Origin of the sequence: Streptomyces avidinii, from assembly GCF_045161815.1 — a bacterium.
GTDB classification, from domain to species: domain Bacteria; phylum Actinomycetota; class Actinomycetes; order Streptomycetales; family Streptomycetaceae; genus Streptomyces; species Streptomyces avidinii.
Genome location: NZ_CP108863.1, coordinates 1081481 through 1100408, shown reverse-complemented (window position 1 = coordinate 1100408; position 18928 = coordinate 1081481). Strand labels below are relative to the sequence as shown.

Sequence of the window (18928 nt, the reverse complement as noted above, 5' to 3'; positions counted from 1 at the left end):
CCGGGGGACGCCCGGCCACCGGCTCACGCGCCGGCGTCGACGATGCGGCCGTCGCGCAGCTCCACGACCCGGTCGGCGAGTTCGATCAGGTTCGGGTCGTGGGTGGCGACCAGGATGGTGACCGACTCGCTGCGCACCACCGCGCGCAGCAGTTCCATGACCGAGCGGCCGGTCTCCGAGTCCAGCTGGCCCGTGGGTTCGTCGGCGATGATCAGGTCGGGGTCGTTGGCCAGGGCGCGGGCCACCGCGACGCGCTGCTGCTGGCCGCCGGAGAGTTCGCCGGGGCGCTGCTCGGCGTGGTCCGCGAGCCCGACCAGGGCGAGCAGGGTCCGGGCGCGCTCCTCGCGGAGCCTGGCGGGGACGCGGCGCAGCCGCATCGGCACGCCGACGTTCTCGGCGGCGGTGAGCACGGGTATCAGGCCGAAGGACTGGAAGACGAAGCCGATGCGGTCGCGGCGCAGGGCGAGCAGGCCCGGCTCGTCGAGGTCCGCCAGGTCGGTGCCGTCGAGGGTGATCCGGCCGCCGGTCGGGGTGTCGAGGCCCCCGACGAGGTTCAGCAGGGTGGTCTTGCCGGAGCCCGACCGGCCCCTGAGGGCGGTGAGCTCGCCGCGGCGGACCTCGAAGGACACGCCGCGCAGGGCGTGCACGGCCTGCGGCCCGCTGCCGAAGCTGTGGTGCACGTCGTCCACCACCACGATCGGCGAGCCGTCGCCCTCCCGCACCGCCGTCGCGACCGTGGCCGGTTCCTGTTCCTGGTGGTCCCTCATCGCGTCTGTTCCCCCGTCGCGTTGTCCGTATGGGGCGCCCGGCCCCTCGTCCCGCACACCCTGCTGTTGCAGCTTCCTGGTCGCATTTGCGCATCTGTCGCACCAATCACGCAAGACCCTTCCCTCAATCGAGCATTTCTGAAAACATCGTCCGCTATCCGGTACCGAGGGTCCGGACGGGGGAGGAATTCAAGACGTGCTCGGCTTCGTCGTGCGCCGACTGCGCGGGCGATGGCCGCTCGCGGTCGCCGTACTGCTCACCGTACTGATCACCGCGACCACGCTGACCGCGCTGACGGCGTTCACCCGAGGGGTGGGCGAGGAGGGGCTGCGCAGGGCCCTCACCGGCGCCGAACAGCCACGGACCACGGTCGTGATCACCAGCGGCCGTCCCGCCTCCTCCCGCGCCAAGGACGACGAGTCCGTACGGACCTTCGCGCACGAGGTGTTCGGACGGCTGCCGGTGGCCGCCGAGAGCGTGGCCCGCAGCCGGTCCTACGGGCTCCCCGGCGCCGCCGGATCCGGCCGCGACGCCGACCTGACCGTGCTCGCCGCCCTGGGCCGGGACCACGTACAACTGCTCGCCGGCGAGTGGCCCGCTCCGGTCGCCGCACCCACCGGTACGCCCGCCCCCGCGGCCCCGACCCAGGTGGCCGTGCCGCGCGCGGCGCTCGTACGGCTCGGCCTGGCCGAATCCGCACTGCCCGCACCGGTCCGCCTCGACGACCGGTTCGGCGGGCCGCCGTTGACCGTGCTGGTCACCGGCGTGTACCGGGCCGCCGACCCGGACGCCGCGTACTGGCGGCTCGACCCGCTCGGCGGCCGTGAGGTCCAGGCCGACACCTTCGCCATCTACGGCCCGCTGCTGGTGGACGACAGCGCCTTCACCACCGGCGGCCTCCTGCAGAACCACCGCCTCACGCTGCTGACCCCGGACCTGCGCACGGTCAGCGGCTCCGAGGCCGAGGCCGTCCGGGCCGCGACCGAACCCGCCGGCGCCGCCCTCGAACGCGCGAGCTCCCTGCGGACCGCCACCGAACTGCCGAAACTGCTGGCCGAGCTGCGGGCCGGCACGGTCGTCGCCCGGTCCACCCTCCTGATGGGCGCGCTCCAGCTCGCCGTACTCTCCACAGCCGCCCTGCTGCTCGTCGCACACATCCTGACCGTCCGGCAGGAACCGGAGCGGGTCCTGCTCACCGCGCGCGGAGCCTCCCGCCGCCGCCTCGGCGCGCTGACCGCGGCCGAGTCACTGCTGCTCGCCCTGCCCGCGGCCGTCCTGGCCCCCCTGCTCACACCGCCCCTGCTCCGGCTGTTCGGCCGGTTCGGCCCGCTCGGGCGGGTCCACCTGGAGATACCGGGCACCTGGCTGGTCTGGCCGGTGGCCGCCGGCTGCGCCCTGGCCTGCGTCCTGCTGACCACCCTGCCCTCCGTCCTGCGCGGCGCCTCCGCCGCCGTACTGCGCCGCGTGGGCAGCCGGCAGGCCCTGGTGACCGGCGCCGCCCGCTCCGGCGTCGACCTGGCCGTCGTCGTCCTCGCCGTCCTCGGCTACCAGCAACTGGCGCAGTACGGCGGTACGGACGTCCCCGCACCCGACGCCTCCGGGCTCGGCGTCGACCCGGTCCTGGTGGCCGCCCCGGCGCTGGCCCTGTGCGCGGGCACCCTGCTGGTCCTGCGGCTTCTGCCGTTCGCCGCGCGCGCCGGAGGACGGCTGGCGGCGCGCGGCCGGAGCCTGGCCCCGGCCCTGTTCGGCTGGCAGCTCGCCCGACGGCCCGGCCGGGCCACCGGGCCCGTGCTGCTGCTCGTACTCGCCGTCTCCAGCGGGATCCTGGCCCTCGGCCAGCACGCCGCCTGGTCCGCCTCCCAGCGCGACCAGGCCGACTTCGCGACCGCGGGCGGCCTGCGGATCTCCGGCAGCAGCATGTCCCCCATGGGGCAGGGCGGACGCTATGCGGCCCTGCCCGGCGGCGACCGCCTCGTCCCGGTGGTCCGCCGCGAGCAGAAGCTGCCGGACGGACAGCCCGCCGACATCGTCGCGCTGGACGCCGCCAAGGTGGGCGAACGGGTACCGCTGCGCGCGGACCTGCGCGACGGCCACACGATGCGCGAGCTGTTCGCACCGCTCGCCGCGGGAACCGAACCCGCCCCCGCCGGCCCCGGCGTCGCCCTGCCCGGCTCTCCGCGCCGCATCGACCTCGCCGTGTCCGTACGGTCCTCCGGCATCAGCTGGGCGGCCGTGAGCCTGCTGCTGCGCGACCGGTTCGGAGCCACCTACGGAACGGCCTCGGTCACCCTGCCCGCAGGCGGCGACGCCACCCTGCCCTTCCTCCTGGACGCGCTGACCGGCGCCCCGGTCGGATCCGCCGCCACCCCGCTGACCCTGGCGGGGATACGCCTCTCATACGCCGGGGACGGCGACCATCCGGGCGACGGCAGCCAACTGACCGTGCGCGGGATCGCCGCCTCCGACACCGCCGAAGGGGCCGCCGCGAACATCGCCGTACCCCCCGCCACCGGCGGCTGGCGCTCCTCGCCCCTGCAGGGGACGGGCTCCCCGCGCGCCCCCGAGCCGACCCCGGTACCCGACGGCTCCACGGAACTGCTGCGACTGCGCTACTGGGGCGGCTTCGGCACCCTGCAGGGCGTGAACACCGTGCTGTTCCCGGCGCCGGCCGCGCCGCCCGCCGACGCCGTCGCGGCCGTCGCCACCACCCGCTACCTGCGGTCCCTGGGCGCCTCCGTGGGCGATACGGTCCCCGTCACGCTGGACGGCGCCAACGTCCCGATGCGGATCACCGCCTCCGTGGACTCCCTCCCCGTGGCCGGCCGGTCGGCGCTCGCCGTCGACCTGCACGTACTCGGCCGGTTCCTGCTGGAGTCCACCGGCCGGCAGCCCGCCTCGCCCACCGAATGGTGGCTGCCCGCGGCCTCGGCCGCCGACCCGGTACCGGCCCGCGCGGCGGCCCGGCTGCGCGAGGGCGCCCGTATCGAACGCGTCCAACTGCGCGAGGAGATCACCGAGCGGCTGCTCGACGACCCGCTGAGCGCCGGCCCGCAGAGCGCGCTGGCTGCCCTCGCCGCCGCCTGCGCGGTCCTGGCGGCCATCGGCTTCGCGACCTCCACCGCCGCCGAACGGCGGGTGCGCGGCCGGGAGTTCTCGGTCCTGCTCGCCCTCGGCACCCCGCGCCGCTCGCTGGCCCTCGCGTCCGCCGCCGAGGGCGGGGTACTGATCGCCATCGGGACCGCGGTCGGGACCGGGCTGGGGATCGCCCTCATCCATCTGATGGCACCCCTGGTCGTACTGACACCCGCCGCCGGGCGGCCCTTCCCGCCCGTACATGTGGACATGCCGCTCTGGCAGACCGTACTGACGGTCGCCGCCATCGCAGCCGTACCCCTGCTGTCGGCCGCGCTCAGCGGCCCCCGGGGCCGCGACATCGCCGCCCGGCTGCGTCCCGTGGAGGAGATGTGACCACCCCGCCGTCCGCCACCCCGCCGTCCGCCACCCCGCCGTCGTCGAGCGCCGCGACGTCGTCGGCCGCTGCGTCGTCGGCCGCCGCACCGCGGCCCGCGCCCTGGGTCCGGACCCGGTTGCGGGCGGCGCCGCTGGGCACCGTGCTCGGGGCCGCACTGGCCTTCGTGGCCGTGCTGCTGGCCGCCGCGCTGCCGCGGGCCCAGGACCGGGGCGCCGACCAGGCCCTGCGATCCTTCCTCGAGCACAGCGGATCGGCGAGGACCAGCCTGCAGGTGACCGCGCCCGCCCCGGAGACCGGCCAGAGCGCCCAGGCCCTGGACGCCACCCTGGAGAAACTCCTCGCCCCCACGGGCTCCACCTTCCACGTGGACCCCGACGAGACGGTCCACGGCACACGCACCACCAAGCGGCAGCCGCTGCTGAATCCGGAACTGTCCCGCCCGTCCGGCATCCCGCCCGCCATGGACCTCCTGCACGTCCGCGAGGCGGAGTCGCACGTCGAGCTGGCGCAGGGGCGCTGGCCGAGCAGCACACCCACCGCCCCGCCCCGGGGCGCCCCCGGGGAGATGGCGCCCCTGGAGGTCGTCCTGTCGCAGAAGGCAGCCGCGACCCTCGGTGCCCGCGTCGGATCGGTCCTGAAGAGCGCGACCCGCGTCGACGGCACACCGTCCGTCGAGGTCGTCGGCCTCTTCGCGGTCCTCGACGAGACCGACGACTTCTGGGTGGACAACCTGGGATGTATCGCCCGCGCCTGCGAGCACTACGACGGGGAGAACCTCTCCTGGCACGCCGACGCCCTGGTCGGAACCGGGGATCTCGACCGGATGGCCACCTGGAGCCGCACCGCCGAGGACTTCTGGCGGCTGCCGGTGGACGTCGGCCGCCTGCGGGCCGACCGGCTCGACGCCACGCGGGAGGAGGTCGCCTCGTACATCGCCGGACCCACCGCCGCCGGCCTCGCCCGGGAGACCGGCCGCGCCCGGCTGCACACCACCTCGTGGCTGCCCGAGCTGTTCGAACAGGCCCGCGTCCGCACCCAGGCCGCGGCGCCGCTCGCCGCGATCGGACCCGCCGGGGTCGGCGGCGTCGCCTTCGTCGTCCTGTGCCTGGCCGGCGCGCTCGCCGCCGACCGGCGTGACGCCGAACTGCGGCTGCTGCTGGCCCGCGGCGGCTCGCGCGCCGCCATCGTCGGCCGGCTCCTCGGCGAGGGCGCCGTCACCGTGCTCCCGGCGGCCGCGGCCGCCACCGCACTGGCCGTCCTGCTGCTGCCCACGCCCCGGCTCGCACCCGCCCTGCTCTCGGCCGCGGCCGTCGCCCTGCTCGCCCTGCTGGCCTTTCCCGTACGGGCGGCCGTACTGCTGTCCCCGGCCCGCCCGGCCGGGCGGTGGCGCAGGCCCGTGGCCGAACTGCTCGTCCTCGTCGCCACCGCCGCCGCCGTACTGGAGGTCCGCCGCCGCGGGGTCGCCCCGCCCGGCAGCGACCTCGACCCGCTGCTGATCGCGGCCCCGCTGCTGCTCGCCCTGTCCGGGGGGCTGCTGCTGGCCCGGCTCCAGCCGGTGGTGACCGGCCGGCTCGCCCGGGCGGCCGGCCGCCGCTCCGGACTGGTCGGCTTCCTGGGACTGGCCCGGGCCGCCCGCGGCCCGGCGTCGACCGGCACCCGGGCCCGCGGCCGCACCGGCCCCTCGGTCCTGCCGATGGTCGCGCTGCTCCTCGCCATCACCACCGGGGGATTCGGCGCCGCCGTCCTGGAGTCGGTGGACTCCTCCCGGCTGGGAGTGGCCCGGCTGACCGTCGGGGGCGACGCGGCGATCTCCGCCTACGGCAAGTCCCCGCTCCCGCAGGGGCTCGCGAAGGCCGCGGGCGAGCTGCCGGGCGTACGGACCTCCGTACCGCTGTGGATCGACCACGACTCTTCGGTCCTCGGCACGGCCCAGCGTTCCAGCCAGGTCACCGTCGTCGTTGCCGAACCTGCCGCGTACGCGGAACTGTCCCGGGTCCTCGGCTGCGGTTCCTTCGACCCCGCCCTGCTGGCCACCAGTGGCACACAGCCCGCCGACGCCCCGGTGCCCGCCCTGTTCAGCGCGGGCCTCGCCGGACAGGCCGCGCAGGGCGGCACGTACACGGTGCTGCCCGGAGAGGGCGGCCAGCTCCGGGCACGGGTCGTGGGCGTGATCGACTGCACCCCGGCCCGTCCGGCCCGGGACGCCGCGACCGTGGTCCTGCCGGCAAGCGCCGCGACGACGGCCCTCATGGGCGGCGCCGACCGCCCCAACCGGTGGTTCGGCCTCGGCCCCGTCGACGGGGACCGGCTGCGCGCGCTGGTCCGCTCCAGGCTCCCCGCGCCGTCCGCGACTCCCGCCCCGGCCCCGGCGCCGATCCCGGGTTCCGGTTCCGCCACGGGCCCGGCCCCGATCCCGGCCGACGAGGTGTACCCCGTCAGCACCAGCGCCGACGCCGTCACCGAACTCGGCGCCGATCCGCTCCAGCGCTCGGCACAGCGCCTGTTCTGGGCCGCCGTCGCCGGGGCGGCGGGCTTCGCGCTGCTGGCCGTACTCCTGACGCTGATGCGGACCGTCCCGGAACGCGCGGCGCTGCTGGCCAGGCTGCGCACCATGGGGCTGCGCCGCAGGCAGGGCGTGGCGCTGATCCTCGCCGAAACCCTGCCGCAGACCCTGGCCGCGACGCTGGGCGGAGCCCTGGTGGCGGCGGCCGCCGTGGCCCTGCTGGGCCCGGCGATGGACCTGTCCACGCTGGTCGGCGCGCAGGTGCCGAACGGAGTACGGCTCACGGCGGGGCCCGTACTGACCCAGGCCCTGGGCCTGGCCGCCCTGGTCGCCGCGGCCGTGTGCGTCGAGGCGGCGACATCCGGGCGACGGCAGATCACCACCGAGTTGAGAGCGGGAGACCAGCGTTGAACACCGACCAGCCGACGTACGAGGAGCTCCGCCGCCGGGCGACGGCCGCCGCGGAGCCCCGCACCCCGGCGGCGGACGCCGCGATCGCCTGTGACCGCCTGGTCCGCATCTTCAGCCAGGACGGCATCGAGGTGCAGGCCCTCCAGGGGCTGGAGCTGACGGTCGACCAGGGCGACCTGATGGCCCTCGTCGGCGCCTCGGGCAGCGGCAAGTCCACCCTGCTGAACATCCTGGCGGGCCTGGACGTCCCGACGGCGGGCAGCGCGGCGGTCGCCGGCTACGACCTGCTGGAACTGTCGGCGCGGGACCGGCTGCGCTACCGGCGCGAGGCGGTCGGCTTCGTCTTCCAGCAGACGGCCCGCAACCTGCTCCCCTTCCTGACGGCCGCCCAGAACGTCGCCCTGCCCATGCAGTTGAAGGGCGACAGCCCCCGCCGCGGCGCGGGCGCCCGCCGGGCCGCCCGGGTCGCGGAGATCCTGGAGGCCCTCGGGATCGGCGACCTGGCGCACCGGCGCCCGGCGGAACTGTCCGGCGGCCAGCAGCAGCGCGTCGCGATCGCCGTGGCGATGGCGAACGACCCCAAGGTGCTGCTCGCCGACGAACCCACCGGCGAACTGGACTCGGAGACGGCCGGGGCGGTCTTCGAGACCTTCCGCACGGTGAACAAGGAACTCGGCGTGACGGTGGTCATCGTGACGCACGACCCGATGGTGGCGGGCGAGGTCCGCCGCACCGTCGCGATCCGCGACGGCCGCACCAGCAGCGAGGTCCTGCGCCGGCTCGTCACCGACGAGCACGGCGAGGAGTCGATCAGCGAACGCGAGTACGTCGTCCTGGACCGCTCGGGGCGCGTCCAGCTCCCGCCGAAGTTCCTGGAGGCCCTGGGCATGGAGCACCGCGTGGCGGTCGACCTGGCCCCGGACCACATCGAACTGCGCCCGGACCGGAGCTAGGTCGTGTCTGCCTGGAAGATCACGCCGGATGCCGGCGTACGGCCCGTGCGATCAGGTCGTGGATCAGGAACTCCCCGGGGAGACGGTTCTCCTTGAGGCGGTCGAGGTCGTCCGGGCCGAACCAGCCGTAGGCGCAGTGCTTGGACCGTTCAAGCGCGGGACGGTACAGGTCGCCCTCGACCTCGACGAGATAGTCGGCCTCATGGCGGAGTCCGGCGCCGTCGTCCCCGGTCCAGGTGGTGGCGCCGAGGGACCGCCGCACATGGCGCAGGCGCCAGCCGGTCTCCTCCTCGACCTCTCGTGCGAGCGCCTCCAGGAGCGTCTCCCCGGCCTCGACATGGCCGCCCACGATGTCCCAGGAGTCGGGGAAGAGACGGCGGTCCGGGCTCCGCTTCTGCGCGAACGCCTCGCCGTCCTGGTTGAGGATGACGGCGCCGACGGTCCAGATCTCGCCGGGTGCGGGAACGGGCAGCACGATGGCGGGGTCCACGCTGAACGACGGCTGACGGGTAGGCATGGGCGACAGCTCAGGGTTCCCGGCCGGCGCCGGTGGTGGACGGCCGGGTCTCGAGGGCCCAGGTGTGGTGCCGGACGGTGTCGGGCTCCGCGCGGCCGGCGAGGATGTCGCAGAGCAGTTCCGCGCAGGCCCGCCCGTACGCCGCGGGGCGCAGGTCGACCGCCGTGACGGGCGGGTTCGCGCCCCGGTTCGCGACACCGTCGACGCACGACGCGACCAGCAGGTCGATGCCGGCCGTGCGGCCGAGGGCGGCCGCGGCGCGCAGGGCTCCGGGGGCCGCACCGTCGGGCGCGCACAGCACGGCGTCGATCCCGGGGTCGGACGCGAGCAGCCCGCGGGTGGCGGCCTCCGCGTCGGCCGCGGTCGCGGCGAACGGCACCGTACGCAGGGCGACTTCGGTCCCGTACGAGGCACCCCAGGCGGCAGCCGTCCCGCGCAGGGCCGCCGCCCATGCTGAGGCGCCCGCGGGGGCCAGGAGGGCGGGGCGGCGGGCGCCGCGATCGCGCACGTGGTCCAGGAGGGCGGTCAGCGAGGCGACGTTGTCGCAGACGACCGCGCCGGCGGGGGCGGGGGAGGGGCCGAGGTAGCGCTCACCGGTGACCACCGGGACGCCCGCGTCGAGCAGCCCGGGGACCGCGCTGTCGCCGACCTCGGGGTCGATCACGAGCAGCCCGTCGACGCGCGAGGCGAGGGGGCCGGAGGCGGCGCCGGCGGGGGCGAGCAGGACCACGTCCAGGCCCTCCTCCTGGGCACGCTCGACGGCCCCGAAGGCCAGGTTCATGTAGTAGTCCAGCCGGGTCGCGGTCTGCGGCAGGTGCAGTCCGATGGCTCCGGTGCTGGCGCGGCGCAGTCGGCGGGCGGCGCTGTTGGGCCGGTAGCCCAGCTCGTCCGCGATCCCGCGGACCCGGTCCCGGGTGGCCTCCGCGACGCGCCCGGAGCCCTGGAGTGCGTCGGAGGCGGTGCTCTTGGAGACGCCGGCGGCGCGGGCGACATCGAGCAGGGTCACGGCAGGTGGGGTCACGCGCCGCATTCTAGAGGGTCGCCCCGACCTTGCCGGAACGTTCCGGCAAGGTCTACATTCATGCGGTGCCGGAACGTTCCGGCGTACCCCCCTTGACTCGTCGACTCCGACGGCAGGCTGATCGCCCGGACCCGCAAGAACCACATCCCCGCCTTCCCCGGCTACCGCGAGGACCTGTGCTTCCGCCCCGGCGACAGCGGATTCCCCGTCGTCGCCCACGAGGGGGCCCGCTTCGGCTTCCCGACCTGCTGGGACGAGTGGTTCCCCGAGCTGGCCCGCGCCTACGCGCTGGCCGGCGCCGAGATCCTCGTCCACCCCACCGCCATCGGCTCCGAGGTGGACCTGCCGGACTTCGACACCCGGCCCATGTGGGAGCACGCCATCAGCGCCAACGGGCTGGCCAACGCCCTCTTCATGATCGTGCCCAACCGCGTCGGAACCGAGGGGCGTTCCACCTTCTACGGGTCCTCCTTCGTCTCCGACCCGTACGGCCGCGTCGTGCTGCGCGCCCCGCGCGACCGCGAGGCCGTCCTCGTCGCCGACCTGGACCTCGACCAGCGCCGGGACTGGCTGGAGTTCGGCCTCATGCGCACCCGCCGCCCCGAGCTGTACGGTCGCCTCACCGAACGCCTCGATGCCCCCCGCGCCCCCCTGCCCCGGAGCTGACGCGAAGCCCCCGGGCGCGGGGCGGGGGCGTACGGACCTCCTTGCGTGAACGGAACCGCCGCGGACCGGGGTCACTGTGGTGCGACGGCTCCCGAGTCCGGGGACTGCTGGAGTCCGGACGCGTCGACCGCCTCGAAGTCCGAGCCCTTGAAGTTCTTGAGCCCGTCGAGTTGGGAGTTGTCCCAACGGGGGCTCTCCTCGCCGGTGATGTACCAGGGTGATCCGTTGTCCGCGACGATGGCCCCGTACTTCTTGAGCGCCTCGGCCACCGCCCTGGCCTGAGGGGCCAGCTGTGAGGTGTCCACCGAACTCTTGAGGCGCAGCCGCAGTCCCATCGGGGGCAGTGAGCTGTCCGAGGCCGCGCCCGCCTGGTGCCGCGCGGGCCAGAGGTAGCTCCGGTCGGAGCGGGGGACGGTGATGCGGATCGCGTGGTCGATCCGCCCGCCGGCGGCCTCGTCGTAGCGCACCAGGCCGGGGAGGACGGCCAGGCCCGCGGCGTCGGCCGACGTCCACCCGTCGGGCCGCAGGGCGTTCGACCGCAGGTCGAAGATCGCACCCGAGCCGGCGTGCCAGGCGTTGCGGCCCTGCCGCTGGGCGTCGAAGAGCTCGTAGGACTTGCACCGGTCCCGGTCCCAGACGATGACATGACGGTCTCCGTCGCTCGCCGGGCCGTTCTCGATCCTGGCGTCCGGCGGGATCCGGTACCCGGACGTGTCGCTCTCCTCGGCGTAGTCGAGGGTCACCTTGGATTCCGGCACCGTCGTGTCCGAGACGGTGACGGGGATGCCGAACGGCAGGCCTTCCACCAGTCCCGATCCGAAGTCCGGGTGGAGCGGTTCGGCCGCACCGATCGAGGCGACGTACCGGTCGGAGCCCGGGTGCACGGGGAGGCTGTCCACGGGCGCGTGCCAGAAGCTGTCCGGTGGCGCCGTGGGGCATGAAACCGCCTGTCTGCCCGGATCGGCGGCCCCGGACAGCAGGCACGCGGTGGCGGCCGCCGCGGCAGCGGTGATCGCGGGGATTCCGTGGCGTGAGTGCCAAGCCCTGGTGTGCTTCATCGGCATCGATCGTCCTCAGGCCGGTCGAGCGACTCGGTCCGCCCGAGCGGGATGTAAAGAAATGACCCATTCGGGCCGTTCTGTCCATGCTACGGCCGGGGTGGTCGGGCCGCCCCGGCGCCGCCCGCCCCGGCCCCTCCGGGCTCGCCCGGTGGTGACCTACGGCGAGGCTCCGAACGTGATGGGCCCGCCCCGTGCTCCGCCCCCTGTACGGACGTGCCGGGATGGATCGCCATCACGTCGGTCCCCCTGTCGAACGCCGTGCTCGGCTCCGCCGGTTCGCGCCGCGGGCGGTGTGCGATGCGCCACTTGCGGGGGTGGCGGCGCCACGGGCCGACGGGCTCGCCGGCCCGTCGGTGTGGCGCAAACCGGCTGGTGGCCAGCGCAAACGCCGATTCCGGCCGGATTGGCGGGCGTATCCAGCGAAAGCGACAAATAGGGCAATCTCTGAGCATTTCTAGCGCAACCGGCTTTCCCGTCATTACCGACTTGATGGTGTGTCAGCCACAAACGGGCGGGACATAATCGGCCCCGGTCGTCTCCGGAAGCAGTGGAGCCATCGGGGCACCGACTGACCTCCCGGCGGAATCCCCGTACCGGACCGACCACCCCCGAGGCGCCGTACATGTCCCTGGCCAGCCGCACCCGACTCGCGGCCCTGCTCGCCGCGTTCTCCGTCGGCGTCGGCGGCGTGACGACCTGGGCCTACGGACAGGGGACCGGGACCGGGGCCGAGGTGCAGCCGACGGCCCCCGAGGTGGTGCTCAGCCCGAGCGTGACCGAGGGCTCCGCCCTCCAGGTCGTCGCACACCCCGACGACGACCTCTTCTTCATGAACCCCGACCTGAGCCGCTCCATAGCGACGGGCATCAAGGTCACCACCGTCTACCTGACCTCCGGCGAGTCGGACGGCAGGAACGAGGCCCACAGCCCGCACCTGCAGGACGCCGCCGGACCCGCGGACCGCGCCGCCTACGCGGAGGCCCGGCAGAACGGCATACGCGCCGCCTACGCGCAGATGGCCACCGGGGACCGTACGAGCGCCTGGCAGCGGAAATCCGTACCCACCGCCGGGGGCGGCAGCGCCGAGGTGGACGTCCTGGTCTCCCGGCCCCAGGTCAACCTGGTCTGGATGGAGCTGCGCGAGGCCCGCAGCATCTCCGGGGACAACCCGGACAGCCTGCGCGGCCTGTGGGACGGCCGCATACCGGCCCTGGGGGCCCAGCTGACCTCCGGAACCCCGGTCAAGGACCCGTTCACCTACACCAAGGACCAGGCCGTGGCGGCGATCGCGGGCGTGTTCGAGGCCTACCGCCCGACGACGATACGCACGCAGGACCCGACCCCCGGCCGGGCCGAGGGCGGCGGCGCCTTCCTCGACCACCAGGACCACATGTACGGCGCCCGCTTCGTGCAGGCCGCCGCCGAGCGCTACGCGAAGACCGCGGACCGCCCGCACTTCTCGGTCCAGAACTACGTGAGCTACCCGAACAGCTCGCTCCCCCCGACGCTCGACCCGCAGACGGCCGAGGAGAAGCTCGGCTACCTCGAGACCTACGCCTGGATGGACCACCAGGACTGGTGCGGCAGCCCGGCCGGCTGCGGCGACCGCAAGACCGCGACGCGGCCCGCCGGGGCCGGCTGGAGCCAGACCATCCGTTACAGCCGCGGCGACGGCACCTCCTGGATGGCGGAGGGAGTCTCCGGGCGGCTGTGGGCCTTCGCCGCCCTCGACGGCCGGATGGCGTACTGGTCGCGCAGAGGCCCGCAGGCCCCCTGGCAGGGCCCCGAGTTCCTGACCGGCGACGGCATCGACTCCGGCGCCTCGGCCGTCCGGCTCTGGGACGGCCGGATCGCGGTGTTCGCCACCCGCACCACCCTGGGCGCGACGCCCCAGGACTACGGCCGGGAGATCGTGTACGCCGTCCAGAGCGAGGTCGACGGCGGATTCGGCCCGTGGCAGTCGCTGGGCACCCCGGACACCGTGGACCGGTCCGGCACCTCGGCGATCAGCGGACCGTCCGTCGCCGTGGATCCGGAGGGCCGGATGACGGTGTACGTACGCGACTCGCGGCGTACGCTCCGGGCCCGCGAGCAGACGACCCCGGGCGGCGAGTTCGGCGCGTGGCAGGCCCTGGGCGGCGCGGGCCTCCAGGGCGACCCGGTCACCGCGACCGACGCGTCGGGCCGGCGCCACGTGTACGCGGCCACGGCCGGATCGGTGCTGGCCTGGGTCCGGCCGACGCCGGGCGCCCCGTACGGCGGCCCCTTCGCGACCGGACTGCCCCAGACCACGGGATCGCTCTCGGTGCGGCCCGAGGGCGACGGCGTCCGGGTGTTCTTCCGCCGGCCCGGCCTCGGTACCGTCGCCACGAGCCTGACCCGTGTGGACGGGGCGGCCGCGCCGGAGTCCTCCCCGGTCGCCGAGGCCGGCGGCCTCGGCGGTTACGGCGCGGTGGGCATCGCGGGCGACCTGCTCGCCGGCCGCGCGGGCGCGGGGACGGTCGGCGTGGCGGGCCTCGGCGGTCCGCAGGCCTGGCAGGAATCCCGGATGCTGTACACGGGAGCCCCGGCGGGCATCGCCGAAGGGGCCGGTACGGCCGTCGCGGCGGCCCTCGGCCTGGACGCCGATCTGCACGTCATCACGACCCTTCCGGCGGGCGGCTCCGGGCCGCTCGGCAGCCGGACCCCCGACCCGTGGCACCGGGCGGTCCAGCCCCGGACGCTCGCCCAGGCCGGACGCCCCGGCTCGGCCACCGCCGGGGGCCAGCCCCCGCGATGACCTGCGCCGCCCGGTGGCAGGGCGGATCGGGGCGGGTGAGGATGACGGTCGGACCACCTCGCGGATCGGGGCCGTACCCTCCCGGGCCGACGGACGATCGGGCTTCCATGACCCTTCTTCGCCTTCCGTGCCGCTGCGTGCGCGGGAGATCCACAAGGAACCGTTCCGCGGCCGCCCTGACCTGCATAGCCGCCCTCGGCGCCCTGACGGCCGGGTGCAGGAACGACACGGCGCCCGCCTGGGAGTACCCGGAGCTCGGGACGACCCTGAGCTCGCTCTCCCGTGATCTCGACGAGCGATGCGGCCCGACTGCGACCCCCGCGGGCTGCGCGAAGCATCTCGACGCACTGACCGTGCCGACGGAGCGGGCCTTCGGCGAGGTCCTGGATCACAAGCTGCTCGACGTCCGGACCGTGGCCGCGATGAACGACCTGGACCGGGCGCGGGAGCAGCGCTTCACCGCCGGACGTGAGGCCCGGTCCCGGCAGGAGCCGCACTACCTCCCCTTCCGGCGCGCCGTGGCGGCGGAAGAACTCGCCTACCAGCGCCTGATCACCGAGCTGGAGCGCCTGCGCACCGCTCCGCCGCCCGCCGACGGAACGGATCCGGTCTGATCGACAGGACCTCCCCTACGACCGCGACGGCGGCGTGGGGAGCGGCTTGCCGTCCAGTGCCACCAGGGACAGGACGACGATCGAGCCCGTCCAGGCCAGCGGTGCGACCGACGAGGGCAGGCCCGCCCGGTTCACCTTCTCGGGCAGCTCCCCGAGCGAGTTCCGCTTGGAGAGGACCCAGTCCAGCACCCGCCCGGCCTTCGCCGGCTGCCCCGTGCCCGCCCACGCGAGGGCGAAGAACGCGGTACTGGGCGTCCAGGCGTACGCACCCCAGGGCGCCGTCGGATCGTTGCCGGGGGTGAGGCCGCCGCTCGGCAGGAGCAAGGCCTCGTAGGTGCTGTCCAGCGCCCGGGGCAGGTCGGCCGGGGCCGAGTTGAAGGGCGGCGCCATGAAGGCCACCGCACTGTCCCGTCCGTGCTTCCCGTCGACGGTGCGCTGATAGCCCAGCGGGGCGAACCGCTTCGCAATCCCGGCCGAGAGGCGCCCGGCGGCGCGGGTCCAGCGGGCCGCGTCCCCCGGCCGGTTCTGCTCGTCGGCGAGGTCCGCGGCGGCGTTGAGCCCGGCCAGCAGGGGCGCGGCCGTACCGATGTTCGCGGTGGTCGTCATGACCTCCCAGTAGTCCGGGGAGGCCGGAGGCAGGCCGTCCGCCCCCAGCGAGGCCGCGGCGCGGTCCGCCGCCTTGCGGATCATCGGGTACAGGCCGGCCAGCCGGGCACCGCGGGTGGGGACGGGCGCCGTCCGGTACCACTGCCAGGTCGCCCAGGGGACCCAGCCATTGGCGTCGAGCTGCCACCTCCTGGCGTCCGGCGGGCCCGATCCGTCGAGCTTCGTCCGCGCCTCCCAGGTGCCGTCCTCGCGCTGGGTCGCGGCGCTGTAGCGCAGGATCCGGTAGGCCTCGGCATCGTGCCCGGTGTGCGCGAACGCCGCGGAGGCGAAGCTGGCGTCGCGCGGCCAGGAGTACATCCAGCCCTGGGACCACCCCGCCGCCATCGCCCCGTTCGGCCGGAGCAGTCCTCGCATGGCCAGCAGGGCCCGCTCGGCCGCCGCGCGCTGCCCGGGCGAGCTGCCCGGCACCCGGCCGGCGGCCAGCCAGGCGCGGCTCTCGGCGATCTGCAGCCGGGCCGTCGGATCCTCCGCGGCCACCACGGCGGACGCCGTCCGGCCGGCGGGGAGGTACCTCCACCGGCCGGAGAGCAGCCGCAGTACATGGCTCCGCCCGACGTACCGGGCACCCTCGGCGACGGCCGGCGGGACCCCCTCGGCAGCGGTGGCGTTGGCCAGGAGGCCGACGCTGGGGGCGACGAGCATCGACAGCGGCGCGTAGTTCCCCTCGGCATCGCCGTGGCTCTGGTGCCCGACGGGCCGGACGAGGAACACCGGCCGGTCCTCGCCCCCGGGGCGGCCGACCGGGCTGCCGGCGACGCACACCGGGAGGGCGACGCTCGCGAGGGACGCGATGACGGCCGCCCACCGCACGAGCCGGGCAGCAGGCATCGCCACTCCTTCTGTCGGGCTTCCGCGCACGGCCCCCGGGGCTCCCATCGTGGGACAGCGGAGCGGAGCCCGCCACGACACACCCGCCGCCCGGGTGACCGCAGGGCCGAGGGGCCGAGGGGCGGCGGCGCGGCCCCGGGTTCTCGCACGGAGTAGTGGAGCAACGGTCCCGGCGGGGGGCGAACACCCCCCGTGCGGCAGGGGACGAGGAGCCGGGTACCCGTTCGGGCGAGCCCCTCGCGGATGCCGACCGACGGCGGGCCGTGCACATTGGGGTGACCGGAACGGCCGCGCGTCGCTGCGAAGGACAGGTGAATGAGCACTGCTTCGACCGAGGGCAATCGCCGGTTCGTCCGCCGGCTCCTGCCGGTCGCGGGCGGCTGCCTCGCGGCGGCGGCCGGGGCGCTGATCGCCGTCGGCTGCTTCCTCGGCCTCTACGTGCGGCCCACCTCGGACGACTGGTGCGCCGCCTGGAAGTCCCGGGACCTCGGGGTCCTCGGCATCACGCACGACTTCTACACGACCCAGAACGGCCGGATCACCAACGCCTTCCTGAGCGGCATCGTCTACGGAGACGGACTCGCCGGCGTGAAGATCCTGCCGACCGTCATCGTCGTCGCCCTCACCGCCGGTCTGGTCCTGCTCGGGATCCGGTTCTTCCGGCAACTCGGTCGCCCACCCCGCGTGCTGTTCCTGATCGCCGGCTCCCTGGCCGTGCAGGCGCTGGTCTACTTCGGCGGAACACGCACCTATCAGGTGCTGCTCTGGGCGCCGGCCACGATCTCCCACACCCTTCCGAGCGTGATCGGAGTGTGGGCACTCCTGCTGGCCGTGTGGACCGTCCGCCAACCGCGGGCCGGCATACGCGCGGGCGGTTTCGCCACGGCGTTCCTCATCGGGTTCGCGATCGGCACCCTGAGCGAGTCCTTCGCCCTCGTCAGCGGCCTCCTCGCGGGCGCCCTCGCCCTGCTGACCCTGCCCCCCTTCAAGCTGGCGCGGACCTGGCACCCGTTCACCTGGTGCCTGTTGTGGTGTGCCGGGCTCGTCTGCGGTCTGACCGTGCTCTACACGTCCCCCGGCGCCCGGTGGCGCCGGGCCCAGCAGCCGGCCCGGGAGTCCATGCTCTCCGCGGGCGAACTCCGCGCCACCTACGAGGACTGGCTGCGCATGTGGGACTCCGTCACCGGGCAGTGGGCCTACCTGGGAGCCGCCGCCGTCGGGATCCTGCTGGGCCTCGCGGCGGGGATCGGCGCGTCCGCGTCCGGGAAGCGGGAGGCGGGCCGCGCCGTCCCGCGGCGGGGCGTCCCGCGGGGGATGCTCGTAGCCCTGTTGCTGCTCCCGGTGCCTGTGATCGTGCTGGGGTCGTTCGCGGTGGTGCTGGGCCTGCGCAGCGGCTACGGACCGACGGGGTGGACGTACGCCCGTACCTGGACGAACTACCTCGTACCGATGGAACTCGCACTGTGCGTCTACGGCGTGCTGCTGGGCGCGTGGGCCCGCCGGTACCTGGCGCAACGCGGCACCGCGGCCGTGGCCCTGCCGGTGGGCGTCGTGGCCGCGACCGGACTGGCGCTGGCCTCGCTCGCCGTGCTCGTCCCGAACGTCAAGCAGCTGACCACGGTCACGGTCACCCGGGCGGTGGTCTGGGACGCCCAGAACTCCCGCATCCGGACCGAGGCCGCGGCCGGCGCCACCGACCTCGGCTACCGGCCCATGTACATCGGAAACCTGGCCGAGCCCTTCTACACCTCCGACTACGCACGGGACTGGGTCGCGGCCTGCATCTCCGACTGGTACGGCATCGACCGGATACACCGCCTCTGAGCCGCCGAGCAGGTCGCCGGGATCGAGGGAATGCGCATGCGTCCGCACAGCGGTTTGCGCATACTCGCCAGGCACCTGAAGCGTGCTTCCGGGCCGAACCGGGACGCGCGCCCACTACGACGGAGGGAAGCCCTCGTGACGGTCAGGACGACGGACACGCCGGAGGACCGGCGCGTCCACGGGCTGGTGGCGGCGCAGGAGAAGGCCATCGCACTGTTCGCCGAGGTGGAGGCGCGCGGGCTCGTGGTGCCGGGGCGCGGGGAGCGCGAGGTCAGCGACCTGATCCGCGATCTGGCCAACGAGATGTTCGGCACCACGAAGCACTGGCACAAGCGGATCATCCGCTCCGGCCCCAACACCCTGCTCCCGTACCGGGAGACCCCGCCGGACCGGCTCATCGGCCCCGACGACATCGCCTTCGCCGACTTCGGACCGATCTTCGAGGAGTACGAGGCGGACTTCGGCCGGACCTACGTCTTCGGCGACGACCCGCACAAGCACCGGATGCTCGCGGACCTGCCGCGCATCTTCGACGCCGGACGGGCCCACTTCGCGGCCCGTCCCGGCATCACAGGCCGGCAGCTGTACGCCGAGGTCGAGCGGCTGGCCGCCGAGGCCGGCTGGACCATCGGCATCTGGCACGCCGGCCACCTCGTCGGAGAGTTCCCCCACGAGACCAACGACGGCGCCGAGGCCGACTCCTACATCACCCCGGGGAACGACACCCCGCTGCGCCGCACCGACCGCGCCGGCCGGCCCTGCCACTGGATCCTCGAACTCCACCTGGTGGACCGTGAGCGGGGCTTCGGCGGTTTCCACGAGCAGCTCCTCGACCTCGCCTGACG

The 18928-nt window shown here is 74.8% G+C and carries 12 protein-coding genes and 1 pseudogene; 8 read left to right on the top strand and 5 right to left on the bottom strand.

The window, feature by feature from the left end; genetic code table 11:
• Positions 1-23 precede the first annotated feature (23 nt).
• Positions 24-767, bottom strand: a complete 744-nt coding sequence (locus tag OG373_RS05030; protein ID WP_397727816.1) for an ABC transporter ATP-binding protein — start codon at positions 765-767, stop codon at positions 24-26.
• Between the two features lie 196 nt (positions 768-963).
• Here OG373_RS05030 and OG373_RS05025 point away from each other — a divergent pair, with 196 nt between their 5' ends.
• The 3 genes from OG373_RS05025 to OG373_RS05015 are packed head-to-tail and all read left to right on the top strand — an operon-like array spanning position 964 to position 8107.
• Positions 964-4236, top strand: a complete 3273-nt coding sequence (locus tag OG373_RS05025) for an FtsX-like permease family protein (protein WP_405436154.1) — start codon at positions 964-966, stop codon at positions 4234-4236.
• Complete coding sequence (locus tag OG373_RS05020) at positions 4233-7154, top strand: hypothetical protein (protein ID WP_405436152.1); 2922 nt, start codon at positions 4233-4235, stop codon at positions 7152-7154. Before OG373_RS05025 ends, OG373_RS05020 begins: the two co-directional genes overlap by 4 nt.
• The gene (locus OG373_RS05015; RefSeq protein ID WP_189969161.1) at positions 7151-8107 is read left to right on the top strand and encodes an ABC transporter ATP-binding protein; all 957 of its coding nucleotides are present in this window, start codon (positions 7151-7153) and stop codon (positions 8105-8107) included. Before OG373_RS05020 ends, OG373_RS05015 begins: the two co-directional genes overlap by 4 nt.
• Before the next feature lie 19 nt (positions 8108-8126).
• On the opposite strand, the gene OG373_RS05010 is transcribed toward OG373_RS05015, so the two are convergent.
• Together OG373_RS05010 and OG373_RS05005 are read right to left on the bottom strand one after the other, a co-directional pair.
• Complete coding sequence (locus OG373_RS05010) at positions 8127-8624, bottom strand: NUDIX hydrolase (protein ID WP_405436150.1); 498 nt, start codon at positions 8622-8624, stop codon at positions 8127-8129.
• Positions 8625-8634: 10 nt separating this feature from the next.
• A complete protein-coding gene (locus tag OG373_RS05005; protein WP_405436149.1) occupies positions 8635-9645 on the bottom strand; it encodes a LacI family DNA-binding transcriptional regulator in 1011 nt (336 codons plus the stop codon).
• A gap of 108 nt (positions 9646-9753) precedes the next feature.
• Here OG373_RS05005 and OG373_RS05000 point away from each other — a divergent pair.
• A pseudogene (locus OG373_RS05000) lies at positions 9754-10311 on the top strand (nitrilase-related carbon-nitrogen hydrolase); the annotation flags it as partial.
• Between the two features lie 71 nt (positions 10312-10382).
• On the opposite strand, the gene OG373_RS04995 reads toward OG373_RS05000, so the two are convergent.
• Positions 10383-11210, bottom strand: a complete 828-nt coding sequence (locus tag OG373_RS04995) for a hypothetical protein (RefSeq protein ID WP_405436147.1) — start codon at positions 11208-11210, stop codon at positions 10383-10385.
• 784 nt (positions 11211-11994) lie between these two features.
• Here OG373_RS04995 and OG373_RS04990 point away from each other — a divergent pair.
• The gene (locus tag OG373_RS04990) at positions 11995-14151 is read left to right on the top strand and encodes a PIG-L family deacetylase (RefSeq protein ID WP_405436145.1); all 2157 of its coding nucleotides are present in this window, start codon (positions 11995-11997) and stop codon (positions 14149-14151) included.
• 137 nt (positions 14152-14288) lie between these two features.
• Positions 14289-14765, top strand: coding sequence for a hypothetical protein (locus OG373_RS04985; protein ID WP_405436144.1), 477 nt, complete (start codon positions 14289-14291; stop codon positions 14763-14765).
• 15 nt (positions 14766-14780) lie between these two features.
• Here OG373_RS04985 and OG373_RS04980 read toward each other — a convergent pair whose 3' ends face one another.
• Positions 14781-16259: a hypothetical protein gene (locus tag OG373_RS04980; RefSeq protein ID WP_405436142.1), complete on the bottom strand. Its 1479-nt coding sequence runs from the start codon at positions 16257-16259 to the stop codon at positions 14781-14783.
• 315 nt (positions 16260-16574) lie between these two features.
• Between OG373_RS04980 and OG373_RS04975 the strand changes: the two genes are divergently transcribed.
• Together OG373_RS04975 and OG373_RS04970 are read left to right on the top strand one after the other, a co-directional pair.
• Positions 16575-18083, top strand: a complete 1509-nt coding sequence (locus tag OG373_RS04975; RefSeq protein WP_405436140.1) for a hypothetical protein — start codon at positions 16575-16577, stop codon at positions 18081-18083.
• A gap of 135 nt (positions 18084-18218) precedes the next feature.
• Positions 18219-18926, top strand: coding sequence for a M24 family metallopeptidase (locus tag OG373_RS04970; protein WP_405436139.1), 708 nt, complete (start codon positions 18219-18221; stop codon positions 18924-18926).
• Positions 18927-18928 lie beyond the last annotated feature (2 nt).